Annotated in this window: 14 protein-coding genes; 7 read left to right on the top strand and 7 right to left on the bottom strand. The window is 31.5% G+C overall.

From position 1 onward, the window contains the following. Positions 1-4 precede the first annotated feature (4 nt). Positions 5-2,647 (top strand): DNA gyrase/topoisomerase IV subunit A, encoded by a 2,643-nt coding sequence (locus AABL87_RS13985; RefSeq protein WP_341277512.1) that lies wholly within the window; start codon positions 5-7, stop codon positions 2,645-2,647. Between the two features lie 11 nt (positions 2,648-2,658). Then, on the top strand, positions 2,659-3,567 hold the full coding sequence (locus AABL87_RS13980) for a phospholipase A (RefSeq protein WP_006265330.1): 909 nt from the start codon (positions 2,659-2,661) through the stop codon (positions 3,565-3,567). 36 nt (positions 3,568-3,603) lie between these two features. Here AABL87_RS13980 and AABL87_RS13975 read toward each other — a convergent pair whose 3' ends face one another. Continuing rightward, positions 3,604-4,470 carry an EamA/RhaT family transporter gene (locus AABL87_RS13975; RefSeq protein WP_326367519.1) on the bottom strand — a complete coding sequence of 289 codons (867 nt, stop codon included), beginning with the start codon at positions 4,468-4,470 and terminating at the stop codon, positions 3,604-3,606. A gap of 238 nt (positions 4,471-4,708) precedes the next feature. On the opposite strand from AABL87_RS13975, the gene AABL87_RS13970 reads away from it, so the two are divergent. Continuing rightward, positions 4,709-5,578, top strand: a complete 870-nt coding sequence (locus AABL87_RS13970; protein WP_341277511.1) for a helix-turn-helix domain-containing protein — start codon at positions 4,709-4,711, stop codon at positions 5,576-5,578. A gap of 59 nt (positions 5,579-5,637) precedes the next feature. On the opposite strand, the gene AABL87_RS13965 is transcribed toward AABL87_RS13970, so the two are convergent. The 5 genes from AABL87_RS13965 to AABL87_RS13945 all read right to left on the bottom strand — a co-directional run bounded on the left by AABL87_RS13965 (position 5,638) and on the right by AABL87_RS13945 (position 10,310). Continuing rightward, positions 5,638-6,681 carry an o-succinylbenzoate synthase gene (locus AABL87_RS13965; protein ID WP_006263613.1) on the bottom strand — a complete coding sequence of 348 codons (1,044 nt, stop codon included), beginning with the start codon at positions 6,679-6,681 and terminating at the stop codon, positions 5,638-5,640. Positions 6,682-6,683: 2 nt separating this feature from the next. Then, positions 6,684-7,370, bottom strand: a complete 687-nt coding sequence (locus tag AABL87_RS13960; protein WP_006263612.1) for a metal-dependent hydrolase — start codon at positions 7,368-7,370, stop codon at positions 6,684-6,686. An 11-nt stretch (positions 7,371-7,381) separates the two neighbouring features. Next, positions 7,382-8,293 carry a 1,4-dihydroxy-2-naphthoate octaprenyltransferase gene (gene menA / locus AABL87_RS13955; RefSeq protein WP_016649377.1) on the bottom strand — a complete coding sequence of 304 codons (912 nt, stop codon included), beginning with the start codon at positions 8,291-8,293 and terminating at the stop codon, positions 7,382-7,384. A 125-nt stretch (positions 8,294-8,418) separates the two neighbouring features. Beyond that, positions 8,419-8,721 (bottom strand): hypothetical protein, encoded by a 303-nt coding sequence (locus AABL87_RS13950; protein WP_341277510.1) that lies wholly within the window; start codon positions 8,719-8,721, stop codon positions 8,419-8,421. Positions 8,722-9,470: 749 nt separating this feature from the next. Continuing rightward, positions 9,471-10,310, bottom strand: a complete 840-nt coding sequence (locus tag AABL87_RS13945; RefSeq protein ID WP_006258825.1) for a 1,4-dihydroxy-2-naphthoyl-CoA synthase — start codon at positions 10,308-10,310, stop codon at positions 9,471-9,473. A 71-nt stretch (positions 10,311-10,381) separates the two neighbouring features. On the opposite strand from AABL87_RS13945, the gene AABL87_RS13940 reads away from it, so the two are divergent. The 4 genes from AABL87_RS13940 to AABL87_RS13925 all read left to right on the top strand — a co-directional run bounded on the left by AABL87_RS13940 (position 10,382) and on the right by AABL87_RS13925 (position 14,641). Next, complete coding sequence (locus AABL87_RS13940) at positions 10,382-11,497, top strand: C1 family peptidase (RefSeq protein WP_039329583.1); 1,116 nt, start codon at positions 10,382-10,384, stop codon at positions 11,495-11,497. 99 nt (positions 11,498-11,596) lie between these two features. Further along, positions 11,597-12,742, top strand: coding sequence for a serine hydrolase domain-containing protein (locus AABL87_RS13935; RefSeq protein WP_006258828.1), 1,146 nt, complete (start codon positions 11,597-11,599; stop codon positions 12,740-12,742). 11 nt (positions 12,743-12,753) lie between these two features. Next, the gene (locus tag AABL87_RS13930; RefSeq protein ID WP_006265325.1) at positions 12,754-13,797 is read left to right on the top strand and encodes an NAD(P)H-dependent flavin oxidoreductase; all 1,044 of its coding nucleotides are present in this window, start codon (positions 12,754-12,756) and stop codon (positions 13,795-13,797) included. 85 nt (positions 13,798-13,882) lie between these two features. Continuing rightward, positions 13,883-14,641, top strand: a complete 759-nt coding sequence (locus tag AABL87_RS13925) for a GNAT family N-acetyltransferase (protein ID WP_232234283.1) — start codon at positions 13,883-13,885, stop codon at positions 14,639-14,641. Positions 14,642-14,644: 3 nt separating this feature from the next. Here AABL87_RS13925 and ygiD read toward each other — a convergent pair whose 3' ends face one another. Beyond that, positions 14,645-15,472: a 4,5-DOPA-extradiol-dioxygenase gene (ygiD, locus tag AABL87_RS13920; protein WP_006261235.1), complete on the bottom strand. Its 828-nt coding sequence runs from the start codon at positions 15,470-15,472 to the stop codon at positions 14,645-14,647. Positions 15,473-15,487 lie beyond the last annotated feature (15 nt).

The raw sequence follows: 15,487 nt of genomic DNA, 5'->3' as shown, positions 1-15,487 counted from the left end.
TATTATGAGCCAAGAAGAGAATTTAGATCAAGAGTTAAACAATATAAATAATGAACATCCTATAGAAGATTTTTCTGATGTTCAAGAAGAAGTAACGGAGACTATCACTAAGGTAACTGGTATGTACAAGGACTGGTTCCTTGACTATGCTTCTTATGTTATCTTAGAACGTGCTGTACCTGCTATAGAAGACGGTTTTAAACCTGTTCAGCGACGTATTATGCACTCTATGAAAGAGTTGGATGATGGTCGTTATAACAAGGTAGCTAATATCGTAGGACATACTATGCAGTATCACCCTCACGGTGACGCGAGTATTGGTGATGCCTTGGTTCAGATAGGACAGAAGGATCTTCTTATTGATATGCAAGGTAACTGGGGTAATATCCTAACAGGGGATGGTGCGGCAGCTTCTCGTTATATTGAGGCACGTTTGAGCAAGTTCGCTTTAGAAGTATTATATTCTCCTAAAATAACAAGCTGGCAGGCATCATATGATGGTAGAAAGAATGAACCTATTAATCTACCTGTAAAATTCCCTTTATTATTGGCTCAAGGAGGTGAAGGTATTGCAGTAGGTCTATCTACCAAGATACTTCCACACAACTTTAATGAGTTAATAGATGCATCTATTAAAATCTTAAAAGGAAAACCTTTTACTATTTACCCAGATTTCCCGACAGAAGGAATTGCTGATGTGTCTAATTATAATGATGGGGCTCGTGGAGGGCGTGTTCGTGTACGTGCTAAAATAGCACCCTTAGATAAGAATACTTTAATTATTACGGAGATTCCTTTTTCTACTACTACTACCAGCTTAATAGATAGTATTTTAAAAGCGAATGAGAAGGGTAAAATTAAGATTAAGAAAATAGAAGATAATACTGCAGCACAAGTTGAAATATTAATTCACTTACCTGCAGGAACTTCTCCAGATAAAACAATAGATGCATTATATGCTTTTACAGCATGTGAGACATCTATAGCACCATTAGGTTGTGTTATCCAGAATAATAAACCTCTGTTTACAGGAGTTTCGGAGATGCTTAAGAATTCTACTCACCAGACAGTAGAATTATTAAGAAGAGAATTAGAAATAGAGCTTAATGAATTAGAAGAGAAGTGGCACTTCCTTTCTCTTGAAAGAATCTTTATTGAGAATCGTATTTACCGTGCGATTGAGGAAGAAGAAACTTGGGAAGGAGTATTAACAGCTATTGATGAAGGATTAAAGCCTTTTGTTGTTAACCTAAAACGTGCTATCACTCAAGAAGATATCATTAGATTAACAGAGATACGTATTAAGCGTATTTCTCGTTTTGATATTGATAAAGCAAATCAAAATATCGAAGCTCTTGAAGGTGAAATAGAAGCTGTAAAATACAATTTAGAACACTTAATAGATTTCGCTATAAAATACTTTACTACTCTTAAAGAGAAATATGGTAAAGGTAAAGAGCGTCTTACAGAATTAAGAAGCTTTGATACCATTGAGGCAACTAAGGTAGTTCTTAGAAATACTAAACTTTATGTAAATAGAGAGGAAGGTTTCTTTGGTACTGGTCTTCGAAAAGATGAGTATGTATGTGACTGTTCTGATATAGATGATGTTATTGTATTCTTAAGAGATGGATCTATGATGGTATCTCGCGTAGACGAGAAGAAATTCGTCGGAAAGGATATTATACACATTGCTGTTTGGGATAAAAACGATAAGCGTACTATCTATAATTTGATTTATAGAGATGGTAAGTCAGGATCTTCTTATATCAAACGTTTTAATGTAACAGGAGTAACTCGTGACAAGATGTATCCTCTGACACAAGATAAACCTGGTTCACAAGTACTTTATTTCTCTGCAAATCCCAATGGAGAAGCAGAAGTAGTTACTATCTTATTAAGACAGTTGACTAATGTTAAGAAACTGAAGTTTGACTTGGACTTCGCAGAATTATTAATTAAAGGAAGAGCTGCAAAAGGTAACGTGGTTACTAAATATGCAATTAAAAAGATAGAATTAAAAGAAAAAGGTATTTCTACGTTACGTCCTCGCAAAATATGGTTTGATGAAACTGTTAAAAGATTAAATGTAGATGGTAGAGGAGAGTTACTAGGTGAATTTAAGCCTGAAGACCGTTTATTGATTATAAATCAGAGTGGTAAAGTAAAAACTATTGTTCCTGAACTAACAACTCACTTTGAGGAAGATATGATAGTTCTTGAAAAATGGAAAGAAAACAAACCTATTTCTGCTTTATATTTTGATGGGGAAAAAGCTCGTTACTACTTAAAACGCTTTATTATTGAAAACGAAAATAGAGAAGAGTTATTTATTACAGAGCACCCTAATTCAAGATTAGAAATAATATCAACTGATTTTAGACCTGTGTTTGAAGTTGTATTCTCTAAAATAAAAGGAATACAAAAAGAAAACCAAACAATTGATGTAGAGCAATTTATAACTATTAAAGGAATTAAAGCTTTAGGTAATCAAGTGTCAATAGATAAAATAAAACAAGTTAATATTCTAGAGTCTTTACCTTATATTGAAGAGGAAGAAGAAGAGGAGGAGGAAGAGGAAATTATTTTGGGAGAAGGTCCAGATACTGAAATAGATGATGATGGGCAACAAACATTACTTTTTTAAATAATTTTCTTATGAATCATAAAGTTATTATTGCTAGTTTATGCTTCTTACAGATAGGGTTTGCTCAAGAAGGAGATGATCTTTTATTTGAAAAAGATAGAAGAGTCAAAGGGATTAGTGAGAGATGGGAGTTAGATCCTGAGACTAAAAATAAAACATTTACTATCACTCCTTATAAGCAGATGTATTTATTACCTGCTAGATGGTCTAGTCGTCCTAATGAGATGCCTACTAGCTTTAATAGTAATAATTCTGCTACAGAGCCAATTGACTATAACAAAACAGAGATAAGATTCCAGATAAGTTTCAAAACAAAAGTTGCTACTGGTTTAATTTTAGGAAAGGGAGATATCTGGTTAGGTTTTACCCAAACAGCTAATTGGCAAGCTTATAACGATAAAGAATCAAGACCATTTAGAGAGTTAAATTATGAACCTGAGATTATATTTAACTATCCTTTAAATTACGCTATTAACGAGTTTAAGTTTAAAATGGTAGGTGTTGGCTTTAATCATCAGTCTAATGGTAAGAGTTTGCCTTATTCTAGAAGTTGGAATAGAATCACGATGCATGTAGCTGCTGAATACAAGAACTGGACTTTTCTTGCTAAACCATGGATTAGATTACCAGAAAAAAGAAAGTCAGATGATAATCCAAGAATATCTGATTATATAGGAAGAGCTGAGTTCACTATAGGCTATAGAGAAAAGAATGGACAGCTTTTTACTTTAATGCTTAGAAATAATTTAAAGTTTAATAATCATTATAAGAGCTTTGCTGAGTTTACTTGGGCATATCCAATAAAGAATAATCTAAAAGCATTTTTAGTTGTTAATAGAGGATATGGAGAAACAATGATAGATTATAATTGGAAACAAACCAATATAGGATTAGGGATTTCCCTTATTGAATGGTTATAAAAAAGGAGGAAAACATTTAACTGTTTTCCTCCTTTTTTAGTTGAGCTGACTATAAATCAGTAATGCTATTGAAACAACAGCTAATGATAGCCCAATAATATTAAGCTTAGATAACTTTTCTTTAAAAGCAAAATAACCTATAAGCGTACCTAAAAGAATAACTCCATAATTCATTCCTGCAAAAACTACTGTAGGATTATCTGAAAAAGCTTTATGTGCATTTAAGTAGAAGTAGATATTCATAAAGTTTAATAAACCTACTAAACTTCCAAATAGTAAAGTCCTTGTATTTACTTTAAAATTAATTCTTTTAATAAGTAAGTAAGCACTATAAGAAATTAAAGAAAGAATTAGAGAACAAGAAAATATGTAAAATAGAGTAGAAGTGTAGGGTATTGAACTATATAAAGCGACTTGCTTAAAACATACATCTATTACTCCAAAACCAATAAAAACAAAAAGTAAATAAAAATAATTGTTTTTGCTCTTTACTTCATTATTATCGTTTTTATTTAAGATCAAACCTATAGAGATAAACCCTATTAATAAGGCAAGATATTTTAAATTAGAAATATTTTCTTTAAAAATAAAGACTGATGCTAATATTGGAATAAACAAAGACATTCTTTGAGCGATATCCGTTTTAATAATCCCAGTATTCTTAATACTAAAATATTGTACTATAAATATAGTTGGCAACAAAATTCCCAAGCCCACAATAAGAAATATTGGAAATTCAGTAATAGATACAGTTGAGGGTTTAAAAATGAAGAATGATAGAAGTACTGTAGTAATATAGTTTAAGATAATTATCTGAAATATATTAGTTTTTTCTTTTTTTAAAAGCTTAAACAGAACTCCAACAGAAATACTACTTAAAATACTAAGTATAAGATAGAGCATTAGATGTAATTTATAATTGATACAAATATACTTTATAATAACTTAGAATAGGAAGTAGAATTAACATTAAAATAATCTATTTTACATAATATGTATTATACAAATACAGTATCTAATATAGATATAACTAATAGCTAAGTATATCTAATTGTTCTTATATTGTTTAAAATTTATTAATTTTGTACAAAATATTATAGTATATTTAATATTTTAAGTTTTGATAACTTTTATAAGTAATATGAAAAAGATACCTAGATATAATAGTTGTGATCTATTAGACCAAAATAATGTTTTAAAAGATTGTGTGATTTTTGACTTGCATCGAATTATTCAAATGAGGAATAATGTTGTTTCAATTGCACACCAACATGCTTTTTATCAAATACTACTTATAACCAATGGTACAGGAATTCATCATATAGATAATCAAACTTATTCTGTAACTAAAGGTGATATTTTCTTTTTGGCTCCAGGGCAAGTTCACAGATGGGATTTTAATGAAACAACTCAAGGGTTTATTATTAATTTTACAGCAGACTTCTTTTCATCCTTTCTATTAAATAAAGACTTTATTCAGTTATTACCTTTTTTTGAGTATAACTCTGAGCATACTAAACTTAATATCTTAAAACAATACTCAACTATAGTTAACATATTTGACAAAATAACTTTTGAATTTCAAATAAAAGAAAGTATTGATCTTAATCTAATTCGCATATACATCCTTGAATTATTGCTTCTAATAAAGAAGCAAGTAAATGAAGAATACAATTTTTCATATACACAGTTACAGCCTACTAACCTTATCAAACAATTTGAACACTTAGTTGAGAAAAACTTCTATGAACTCAGGTTCCCTAAAGAATATGCTAAGCTATTATACGTTACTCCTAACTATCTAAATGCGATATGTCAAAAGATTAAAGGGCAGTCTGCAGGCGAAATTATAAGAAGTCGTATTTTATTAGAAAGTAAAAGACTACTAGTTAATACTAACCTATCTGCTGGAGAAATAGCATATAAACTAAGTTTTAAAGACAATTCCTATTTCTCAAGATTTTTCAAAAAATATGTAGGAGTATCACCTGATGAATATAGAAAATCATAATAGCTTATAAATGAACAAAAAAATAGCAACAAATATATTTGTTGCTATTTTTTTGTTTTTTAATTATCTAAGATTGAATGATCCCATTGAATTTGATCATCATACCATAATGCCCCATTTTTAACTACTAGTGGAGCGTTTATATTATTTATATAAAGTGATCCTGTTCCTAGTCCTTGAGGCATATTAGACTCAAGTGTATAAGTCCATTGAGCTATAGCATTAAGACCGATATTACTTTCTAATGCAGAAGTTATCCACCAACCAATATTTCTTTCTTTAGCTAATTTTATCCATTCGAGACTACCTTTAAACCCTCCTACTAGACTTGGCTTTAAGATAATGTATTGAGGCATAATTTTATCTAAAAGAGCTGCCTTATCAGTATAACTAGTAACGCCTATTAATTCTTCATCTAAAGCTATAGGAAGCGGAGTTATTTTACATAACTCTTCCATTTGATATTCTTGATGTTGTTTTATAGGTTGCTCTATACTGTGAAGATTTAATGTACTTAACTGTTCTAGTTTAAATAGAGCCTCTTCAGGATGAAAGCCTCCATTAGCATCTACTCTTAACTCTATTTGTTCTGCAGAGAAATGTTTTCTTATATACTGAAGTAAACCAAGCTCTTTATCAAAATCAATAGCGCCAATCTTTAACTTAACACAATTAAAGCCTTCTTTTAGTTTTTCATCTATCTGTTCTTTCATGAAGGCCTCCTCTCCCATCCATACTAAACCATTAATGGCTATAGCATCTTTATGCTCTGTAAAATCAGAAGGAAATAAGATAAAAGGATTCTTACTTTCTAAAGAAAGAAAAGCTTGTTCTACACCAAACTGTATAGACGGCCAGTCTCTTAGTTCTTCCCAAAGTTTCTCCTTACCTAAGTGAATGTTTTTTACTGTCCACTGTAGCTTTTCTTCATAATCAGGTCTATCATCAAAACTAAGAGAGCGCAGTATACCGCACTCTCCTATTCCTATCTTATTATTATCTTCTAATATAATATACCAAGTTTCTTTCTCTGTAAGAATTCCTCTAGAGGTACCAGAAGGTCTCTTGAATATTAAATTATGTCTTTTATATCTAGCAATCATAACTATAAAGTCAAGCTTTCTCCAATATTTAAAAGCATTAGGTCTTTTCCTTTCTCAAAGAACTTACGTTTAGCTTCTTCATGATCTATCTCTATATAACCAAATGTATCAAAGTGATATCCTAAGACTTTATCACATTTAACAAAGTCTGAAGCGATAACAGCCTCATCTATATCCATAGTGAAGTTACTTCCTATTGGCAAAATAGCCAAGTCTAGATTCGTAAACATAGGTATTAACTTCATATCCATAGTAAGAGATGTATCACCAGCTATATAGATATTCTTATTTTTACTTTCTATTACGAACCCACCAGGTTGTCCTCCATAACTTCCATCAGGAAAAGAACTTGAGTGGATAGCTGGAGTATATTTTAATTTTCCAAAGTCAAACATCCATGACCCACCATGGTTCATAGGGTGAGCCTGAAAACCTTTTGCTTCATAATGTCCTGCTATTTCTGCATTAGATACTATAACTGCCTCTGGATTATTCTTAGCTATACGCTCTACATCAGCTATGTGATCTCCATGAGCATGAGTGATAAGAATATAGTCTACTTTTATAGCATCTACATCTATTCCTTTAGCGGCAGGTAGTGGGTTCCCTGATATAAAAGGATCCACTATGATATTAATATCTTCTATTTTAATACCTAAACAGGCATGTCCATAATACGTAATTTCCATAATTCTAATTTTTAAAGTATTAAAGCTATTGAAAATAATACAGAAAGTAAAAAAGTACTTAATGCTACTATTTTCATTTGTGAATCTAATTCTCTAGGTTCTCTGTTTTTCTTTACAAAAATTAAGTGTTTTAATAAAGGAATATAAGCGATTACAAAGAAATATTTTACTATTGAGAAATTAGCATGTATTCCATAAACGATGAAAGCTATTAAAGCAAACAGAACAATAAAATAATGATACTGTTTAGCGCCCTGTCTACCTAACTTTACAGCTAATGTGTTTTTACCAACTAATTTGTCAGATTCTAAATCTCGCATATTATTAATATTTAATACAGCTATACTTAGATTTCCTACAGCTATAGCAGGTAAGATTACCCAATAATCAAATACTTGACCATATAGATAGAAAGATCCCAACACACTCACTAAACCAAAGAAGATAAACACAAATAAATCTCCTAATCCTTTATATCCGTATGCTCCTGATCCTACTGTATATTTAATAGCTGCTGCTACACAGGCTACTCCTAAAACAAAGAAGAATATAGAAGTGAAAAAATTATCCTTACCAAAGGAAATATAAATTAGAACCAAAGCAGAAATAAGCGATAATAACGAAGTAATGATTACTCCTTTTTTCATTTCCTTAGGAGTGATTAAACCGCTCTGTAAAGCTCTCTGTGGGCCTATACGAGTTTCATTATCTGTCCCTTTTACTCCATCTCCATAATCATTTGCAAAATTTGATAAAATCTGTAGTAATAATGTAGTAAGTATTGCAAAAGAAAAAATACTTATAAAAGAAGTATTAGTAGAAAAATATGGGTATGCACATGCACTACCAACGATTATTCCAGAAACAGAAAGAGGTAAAGTACGCAATCTTGCAGCACTTACCCAAGCTTTAATTTTTATCATCGATATATTTAGGTAATACTAAAAGTTATTACTTCTAGCAAGGTATTAAAAAGCCAAAATTAAATAGAATTTATGAGATACGATAACGTTTGTACAAGTCTATCTACTAATATTTATACGATAAGTTAGCCAATCAGTTTAAGTTTTAAATACTTATGTGGTTTGACAAAGGTATAATATAAAGCATAAAGTGGATTAGCTCCTTTTACAGAGAAAGTCAAAGTTTGATCTTCTGCTATTTCAAAAATAATAGCATTAGATGTATTCCAGTCTATTTTGGTACTAAGAATATGTTTGCCTTCTGAGATATCAAAAGTCATTTCTGTTCCATTAGCTATAGACCCTATTTTCTCTCCATCTAAGAAAATAGTATAATTTCTAAATCGCTCTACAAATGCTTTTTTTCTTCTTAATATTAATTTTGCCATTTTCTACTGTCTCCTGGTTTGTAGTAAAGTTAAAAGTTATTCAAGAATTAAGGGTATAAAGTCAGAAGTTATTTAAAAACTTTTTAGAACAGTATTCTGCCCTATTTATTTTCTTTTAAATTCCTTTATTCTACCCCATAACAATAAGTTATAACCATTTATTATTATTTGTAACTTATTTATTTCCAGCATATATTACATATTATGTAAAGTAATAATTTAAGTAAATATGAAGCCTTGAATCTAGTTTATAGGATTGCTAATATAGAGGATTTGAATAAGATAAGAGAGTAGAATTAGCTGATAAACACTTCTTTTTTTTAATAAGAATGAGGTTCTTTAGAAAAAAGAAATAGGTTTTTGATAAGTAAGTTAGGTACTTATAGATACTGATCTAATAACTATCTAAATAAAGTTTCTTCGGAGAGTCATTGGGCACTCTTTGGGGGTTCTTCGGAAAAAAGGCCTCTGTTCCGAACAAACACTGAACTTTACCGAATACCTTCCGAACAAAGAGGATATTGAAATACATTATATTGCTAAAAATCAATTAGTTATATTTTTTAAAATGCCCTTTTTAGGAAAAAAGTGGAAGTTTTTGGACTTTTTAGGAAAAGAATACCAAAATATACCCTATAGACTTCATCCTTGTTTAAATTTTAGTATACTTCCCTCCTTAGCTTATATAAAAAAGCCATCCAAATATTTGGATGGCTTCTATATCTCTAGAGTTTATTAGATATAAACTACTATGGAATCCATTTTTTAGGGAAGTTAGGCTTTCTCTTTTCTAAGAATGCATTTCTTCCTTCTATAGCTTCATCAGTCATATAAGCTAGACGAGTTGCCTCACCTGCGAATACCTGTTGACCTACCATTCCATCGTCTGTTAAGTTCATCGCGAACTTAAGCATCTTGATAGAGGTAGGTGATTTAGCCAATACCTCTTGTGCCCATTCATAAGCAGTATCTTCTAATTCTGCATGAGGAATGACAGCATTTACCATTCCCATTTCGAAAGCTTCTTGAGCAGAATAGTTTCTACCTAAGAAGAAGATCTCTCTTGCTTTTTTCTGACCCACCATTTTAGCTAAATATGCAGAACCATATCCACCATCAAAACTTGTTACATCAGCATCAGTTTGTTTAAAGATAGCGTGTTCTTTACTCGCTAGAGTCATATCACATACTACATGTAAGCTATGCCCTCCTCCTACAGCCCATCCTGGAACTACAGCGATTACTACCTTAGGCATAAATCTGATAAGACGTTGTACTTCTAAGATATTTAGACGATGCATACCATCATCTCCTACATATCCTTGATGCCCTCTAGCCTTTTGATCTCCTCCACTACAGAACGAATAAACTCCATCTTTAGGTGATGGCCCTTCTGCAGATAATAATACTACTCCGATAGATGTATCTTCTTGTGCATCATAGAATGCACGATATAGTTCACTAGTTGTTTTTGGTCTAAAAGCATTGCGAACCTCCGGTCTATTAAAAGCAATACGAGCTACTCCATCACACTTTTTGTATGTAATATCCTCAAACTCGATAGCTGTTTCCCATTGAATCTTACTCATAATGTTTTTTAATTTAGGGTAAAAATAACCTATTTTTTGCATTATATTGCCATTCCAAAACATTATAATCCATGAAAAAAACACTATTATCCCTATCTGTCCTATTTTTAGGATTAGGAGTACATGCCCAAAAGTATGATTTTCAAAACATTGTAGATATTCAAGGTACACCTGTTATCAGTCAAGGAAAAACAGGAACTTGCTGGAGCTTTAGTACTTCTTCATTCTTAGAATCTGAAATAATTAGAAAAACGAACAAACACATTGATCTTTCTGAGATGTATAACGTTAGAAATACATACCCTAAAAAAATAGAAAACTACATTCTAAGACAAGGTAAAACTCAATTCGGTGAAGGTGGTTTAGCTCACGATGTGATTAACAGTATGAGAGATTATGGATTAGTTCCTGTAGAAGCGTATTCTGGGCTAGTAGGACAAGAAACCTATGATCATAAAGAACTGTTTAAGGTATTAAAGAGTCTAATAGATGCTTTTGCTAAGAGTGACGCTCCTATTTCTAGTAATTGGAAAGAACTAACTGAGCACGTATTAGATATGTATATGGGAAGTAATATTAAAGAGTTTACTTATCAAGGCAAAAAATATACTCCTGAGAGTTTCTTGAAAATGACTACCCTTAATCCTGATGATTATGTAACAATTTCTTCTTTCCAAAATAAAAAGAATTATTCTTCGTTTATTCTTAATATTCCAGATAATTTCTCTAATGGTAGTATGTATAATCTTCCACTAGATGAGTATATTGCTAATATTGATTACGCTTTAGATAATGGTTATACACTTTCTTTAGATTGTGATGTATCTGAGAAGACTTTTTCTGGTAAATATGGAATTGCTTTTATTCCCAATGACAATGCTGATACAGAAAAAGGTTTAACGGAGATTATTAAAGAGAAAGACATTACTGCTGATTACAGATTACAAGAGTTTTATAACTTTAATACCCAAGATGATCACCTCATGCACATCGTAGGTAAAGTAAAGGATCAAAAAGGAAATATTTACTATAAAGTAAAAAATTCATGGGGGCCAAATAGTGATCGTGTAGGAAATGATGGTTATATTTACATGAGTATTCCATACATGAAATTAAAGTCTATTTCAGTGCTTTTACACAAAGATGGATTACTTAAAAAAACGAAAGAACAATTGAGAATACAGTAGTTATAAGATATTAAAATAAGACCAGTTATAAAATCACTCTAACTGGTCTTTTACTTAGAAGAACGAATGATTAATAAAAGATATTTTGCAATAACAATAATGGCGGCATTATCTCTATATGCATGCCAAGAGAATAAAGAATTAGCTACAAATATTCCTATCATAAAAGAACATAATGTACGTGTGGATAACCCTTATAAAGTGGAGTTTCCAGAAGTTACTACAGATTATATTTTAGAGAAGGCTCATATTATAGAGAATTTTTATAACGATAATATTAATAAAAACGGATATACAGGTAGTTTCCTAGTGGCTAAGAATGGTCAGGTTATTTATGAGAACTATTCTGGAGTATCAGATAGAAGTGGTAACGACTCTATAGGAAGCGAGACCTCTATGCATGTTGCTTCTGTTGGTAAGGTTATCACAGCCGTTACTATTCTAAGATTAGTAGACAGTGGTAGATTAGACCTTAACCAGAGCGTATCTGAGATTATAGAAGGATTTCCTTATCCTGAGATAACGGTAAGAACCTTGTTAAGTCACAGAAGTGGTTTGGGGTATTATGGATATTATAAGAATATCTGGGATAATAAAACCACTGTTACAAATGAAGATGTAATAAAAGTAATTAATAAAAAGAGAGTATCACTAGACTTCACTCCTAATACTCGATTTACGTATAGTAATACTAACTATGTATTATTAGCGTCTATTGTAGAGAGAATCACTCAGAAGACATTTAGAGAAGCTGTAAGAGAGTTAATCTTTGATCCGTTAGAGATGAACCACAGTTTTGTATTTGATGATCTAACGAGAAAAAATGAAGTAACACAATCTTTCTCTGGAGGGAAAAAACTAATGAGATGGGACTATATGGATGGAACTTATGGAGACAAAAACATCTATACCACTCCTAGAGATTTTCTGAAGTTTGATACTGCTTTATATTCTGATAATTTCCTAAGTGCTGATCTTAAACAAGAAATGTTTAAAGGATATAGCTTTGAGAAAAAAGGAAATAGAAATTATGGGTTAGGAATAAGATTATTAGAGATGGACAATGGCGATATGTATACGTATCACAATGGCTGGTGGAGAGGAAATACTTCTTCATATATAAGACTAGCTAAAGATAATGTATGTATCATCTTGTTCTCTAATAAATATTCTACATTGACCTATAAGACTATTCATTTATCTCATCATTTTGGAGATTACCCCGTAGGAGATATGGAACTCTAAAAATATAGATTATGAAAAAAGCGAACATTATTTTCGGTACAGATTATGCTATTTGCCAAGCTCCTATGTTAGGAGTAGCTACGCCAGAGATGGTAGCAGCAGTAAGTAACTCAGGTTGTATAGGTACACTTCCATTAGGTGGCTTCCCTCCTGGCTTAAGCAGAGAGTTAATCAAAAAAACGCAGTCTTTAACAGACAAGCCTTTTATCGTTAATATGTTTCTTAATCCTATAGTTGATATTGATCAAAGAGAGATTGATGATATGCAACATACATTAAGTGAGATAGGCAAGGAAATAGGATATTCTCATACTACAATTACCGACTTTGATCAAGAGACGTATCAAGGTAATCTAGAAGTAGTAAAAGAACTAGGCCTTCCCTATCTTGCTTTTACTTTTGGCTGTTTTACAGATCAAGAGATAAAAGAACTACACGACCTAGATATATATTTAATAGGTACAGCCACTACAGTAGAAGAAGCTATTTATTTAGATAACAAGGGTATCGATGCTATTATTCTTCAAGGTATCGAAGCAGGAGGTCATAGAGGTACTTTTCTGAAAGATTCTTTAGAAGATAACCTCCCATTAGAAGAATTGTTTAATAGCGTATTACCTATCGTACAGAAACCTTTGTTTGTGGCAGGCGGCTTATACAATGGTACTATAGGCCGTGATTATCTAGATAAAGGTGCCGCTATGGTATGTTACGGTTCTTTATTTATTACAGCGGATGAAAGCACTGCTATGGATTATCAAAAAGATCTTTTACACAAAGGAGAGGCAGTTGAAACTGTTTTGACCAAGTCTTTTTCTGGTAAATTTGCTAGAGGTATTCTTAATAAATTTGTGAAAATGATAGATTTTAATAATAAAAACATACCTTTGTATCCTATTCAAAATATTTTAACACAAAAATTAAGAAGTTTTGCAAAACAAAAAAAATTTCATAATTTTAATTCTCTTTGGTGCGGAACTAATTCCCATTATGCCAGAAGAGATTCATCATCAAATATTATAAATAAATTGATTAAGGAAGTGTATGACTTATAGTTTTCAATATCGTTTTTTAAAGAATATAAACTTAGAGGAGCTTTTATCTGTTTTTAACAAGTCTTTTTCAGATTATACTGTCCCTATGAGATTAACATTGGAACAATTAAAAGACAAAATTAAAGCTGAGGGAATCGATTTAACAATTTCTGTAGGGGCTTTTTGTAATAAAGAATTAGTAGGATTTATTCTTCACGGTAAGAATAATGACTATCTATATAATGCTGGTACAGGAGTATTGCCTTCTTTTAGAGGTAATAATCTTACTACTAAGATGTATGATTATGCTATCCCTTTATTTAAGAGTTTTAATATGCGTAAAATTAACTTAGAAGTAATCAGTTCTAATGAGACTGCTTGTAAGTCATATCGCAAGATTGGTTTTAAAAAATGGAGAGTAGTTAATTCTATTAAGGGAATAACTAATGTTAAGAGCTCTAAGTTTGAAGAAATAGAAGGTTTGCAAATCAATAATTTACCATATTATGAGTACCTTATCTATTTTGCAGAGAAAGATATTATCCCTACATGGGAGAATAATGAGTTCTGCGTACACAACTTCGAGACTACCCTAATTATGCGCAAAGCAACTATTAATGGCACTACTACTGTAGGATATTTAATATATGACCAACGCATAAACAAGGTGCTTCAGGTATGGGTAAAAGAAGGATATAGACGTAAAGGAATAGCTTCTTATCTTATTAAAGAATTAATAGGTAATGATAGAAACTTCTATATCACAAATATAGATGGACAAAACTTTGGTATTCATTCTTTCTTTAAATCTATAGGTGGAGAACCTTATCTAGAACAAGTAGAAATGGAAATGTACTTATACTAAACCTTACCCAAACAAGTAAGAAGTCATACTTAAGGATCCACCTACATATTTATCATTAAAGATGTGGATGTTATCACTACTATTTGTCAGACCTAGAATATATAATAACGGATAATAATGATCAGGTGTAGGTACTGCATATTGCATACTTACACCTTTATTTTTATAATCTAATAGGTCTGTAAAAGATCTATTGAGGATTGCCTGCTTTACTAATTCATTACTCTCTATCGCCCAATCAAATGCATAATTGTCTTTATTCATATTATGCCAGTCTAGAGCAGATAGATTGTGTACGATATTACCACTTCCTATTATCAATACTCCTTTTTTTCTAAGTGCCTTTAGTTGTTTTCCTATTTCTAGGTGATATTCAGGACCTTTGTAATAATCTATGCTCAATTGCAATACAGGAATATTTGCCTCAGGAAATAAATGACACAGTATAGACCATGCCCCATGATCTAATCCCCAAGTTAAATCTTCGTGTATATCCTGACGTTCGCTTAGAAGAGTTATCTCATTTGCCAGAATAGGATTTCCTTTTACATTGTATTCAACATCAAATAACGCTTTTGGAAAACCTCTAAAATCGTGAATTGTTTCTAATGTAGAATTAGCAGTAACTAAAGTTCCTTTTGTTAACCAATGGGCAGAGACTACTAAGATCGCTTCTGGCTTAGGCAGTTGTCTCCCTAAGTTCTTCCAATATTGAGAGAACTCATTGTCCTCTATAGCATTCATAGGAGAGCCATGCCCCACAAATAGTACAGGCATCTCCTCTGTTCTATCTTTTAACCAAAACAGATCGTTTAAAACTTGCTCTCCCATTTCTTTATAGTTTTA

Source organism: Myroides sp. C4067, assembly GCF_038039665.1.
Lineage (GTDB): Bacteria > Bacteroidota > Bacteroidia > Flavobacteriales > Flavobacteriaceae > Flavobacterium > Flavobacterium odoratimimum.
The sequence above is the reverse complement of the archived record's forward strand: the minus strand, read 5'-3'. Positions and strand labels throughout refer to the sequence as shown.

Excerpts from the sequence above, each read along its gene's own strand:
- AABL87_RS13985 (WP_341277512.1), top strand. The coding sequence starts at position 5 with ATGAGCCAAGAAGAGAATTTAGATCAAGAGTTAAACAATATAAATAAT.
- AABL87_RS13975 (WP_326367519.1), bottom strand. The coding sequence starts at position 4,470 with ATGCTCTATCTTATACTTAGTATTTTAAGTAGTATTTCTGTTGGAGTT.
- AABL87_RS13935 (WP_006258828.1), top strand. The coding sequence starts at position 11,597 with ATGGCGGCATTATCTCTATATGCATGCCAAGAGAATAAAGAATTAGCT.
- AABL87_RS13970 (WP_341277511.1), top strand. The coding sequence starts at position 4,709 with ATGAAAAAGATACCTAGATATAATAGTTGTGATCTATTAGACCAAAAT.
- AABL87_RS13930 (WP_006265325.1), top strand. The coding sequence starts at position 12,754 with ATGAAAAAAGCGAACATTATTTTCGGTACAGATTATGCTATTTGCCAA.
- AABL87_RS13965 (WP_006263613.1), bottom strand. The coding sequence starts at position 6,681 with ATGATTGCTAGATATAAAAGACATAATTTAATATTCAAGAGACCTTCT.
- AABL87_RS13980 (WP_006265330.1), top strand. The coding sequence starts at position 2,659 with ATGAATCATAAAGTTATTATTGCTAGTTTATGCTTCTTACAGATAGGG.
- AABL87_RS13960 (WP_006263612.1), bottom strand. The coding sequence starts at position 7,370 with ATGGAAATTACGTATTATGGACATGCCTGTTTAGGTATTAAAATAGAA.
- AABL87_RS13945 (WP_006258825.1), bottom strand. The coding sequence starts at position 10,310 with ATGAGTAAGATTCAATGGGAAACAGCTATCGAGTTTGAGGATATTACA.
- menA (WP_016649377.1), bottom strand. The coding sequence starts at position 8,293 with ATGATAAAAATTAAAGCTTGGGTAAGTGCTGCAAGATTGCGTACTTTA.
- ygiD (WP_006261235.1), bottom strand. The coding sequence starts at position 15,472 with ATGGGAGAGCAAGTTTTAAACGATCTGTTTTGGTTAAAAGATAGAACA.
- AABL87_RS13940 (WP_039329583.1), top strand. The coding sequence starts at position 10,382 with ATGAAAAAAACACTATTATCCCTATCTGTCCTATTTTTAGGATTAGGA.
- AABL87_RS13950 (WP_341277510.1), bottom strand. The coding sequence starts at position 8,721 with ATGGCAAAATTAATATTAAGAAGAAAAAAAGCATTTGTAGAGCGATTT.
- AABL87_RS13925 (WP_232234283.1), top strand. The coding sequence starts at position 13,883 with ATGAGATTAACATTGGAACAATTAAAAGACAAAATTAAAGCTGAGGGA.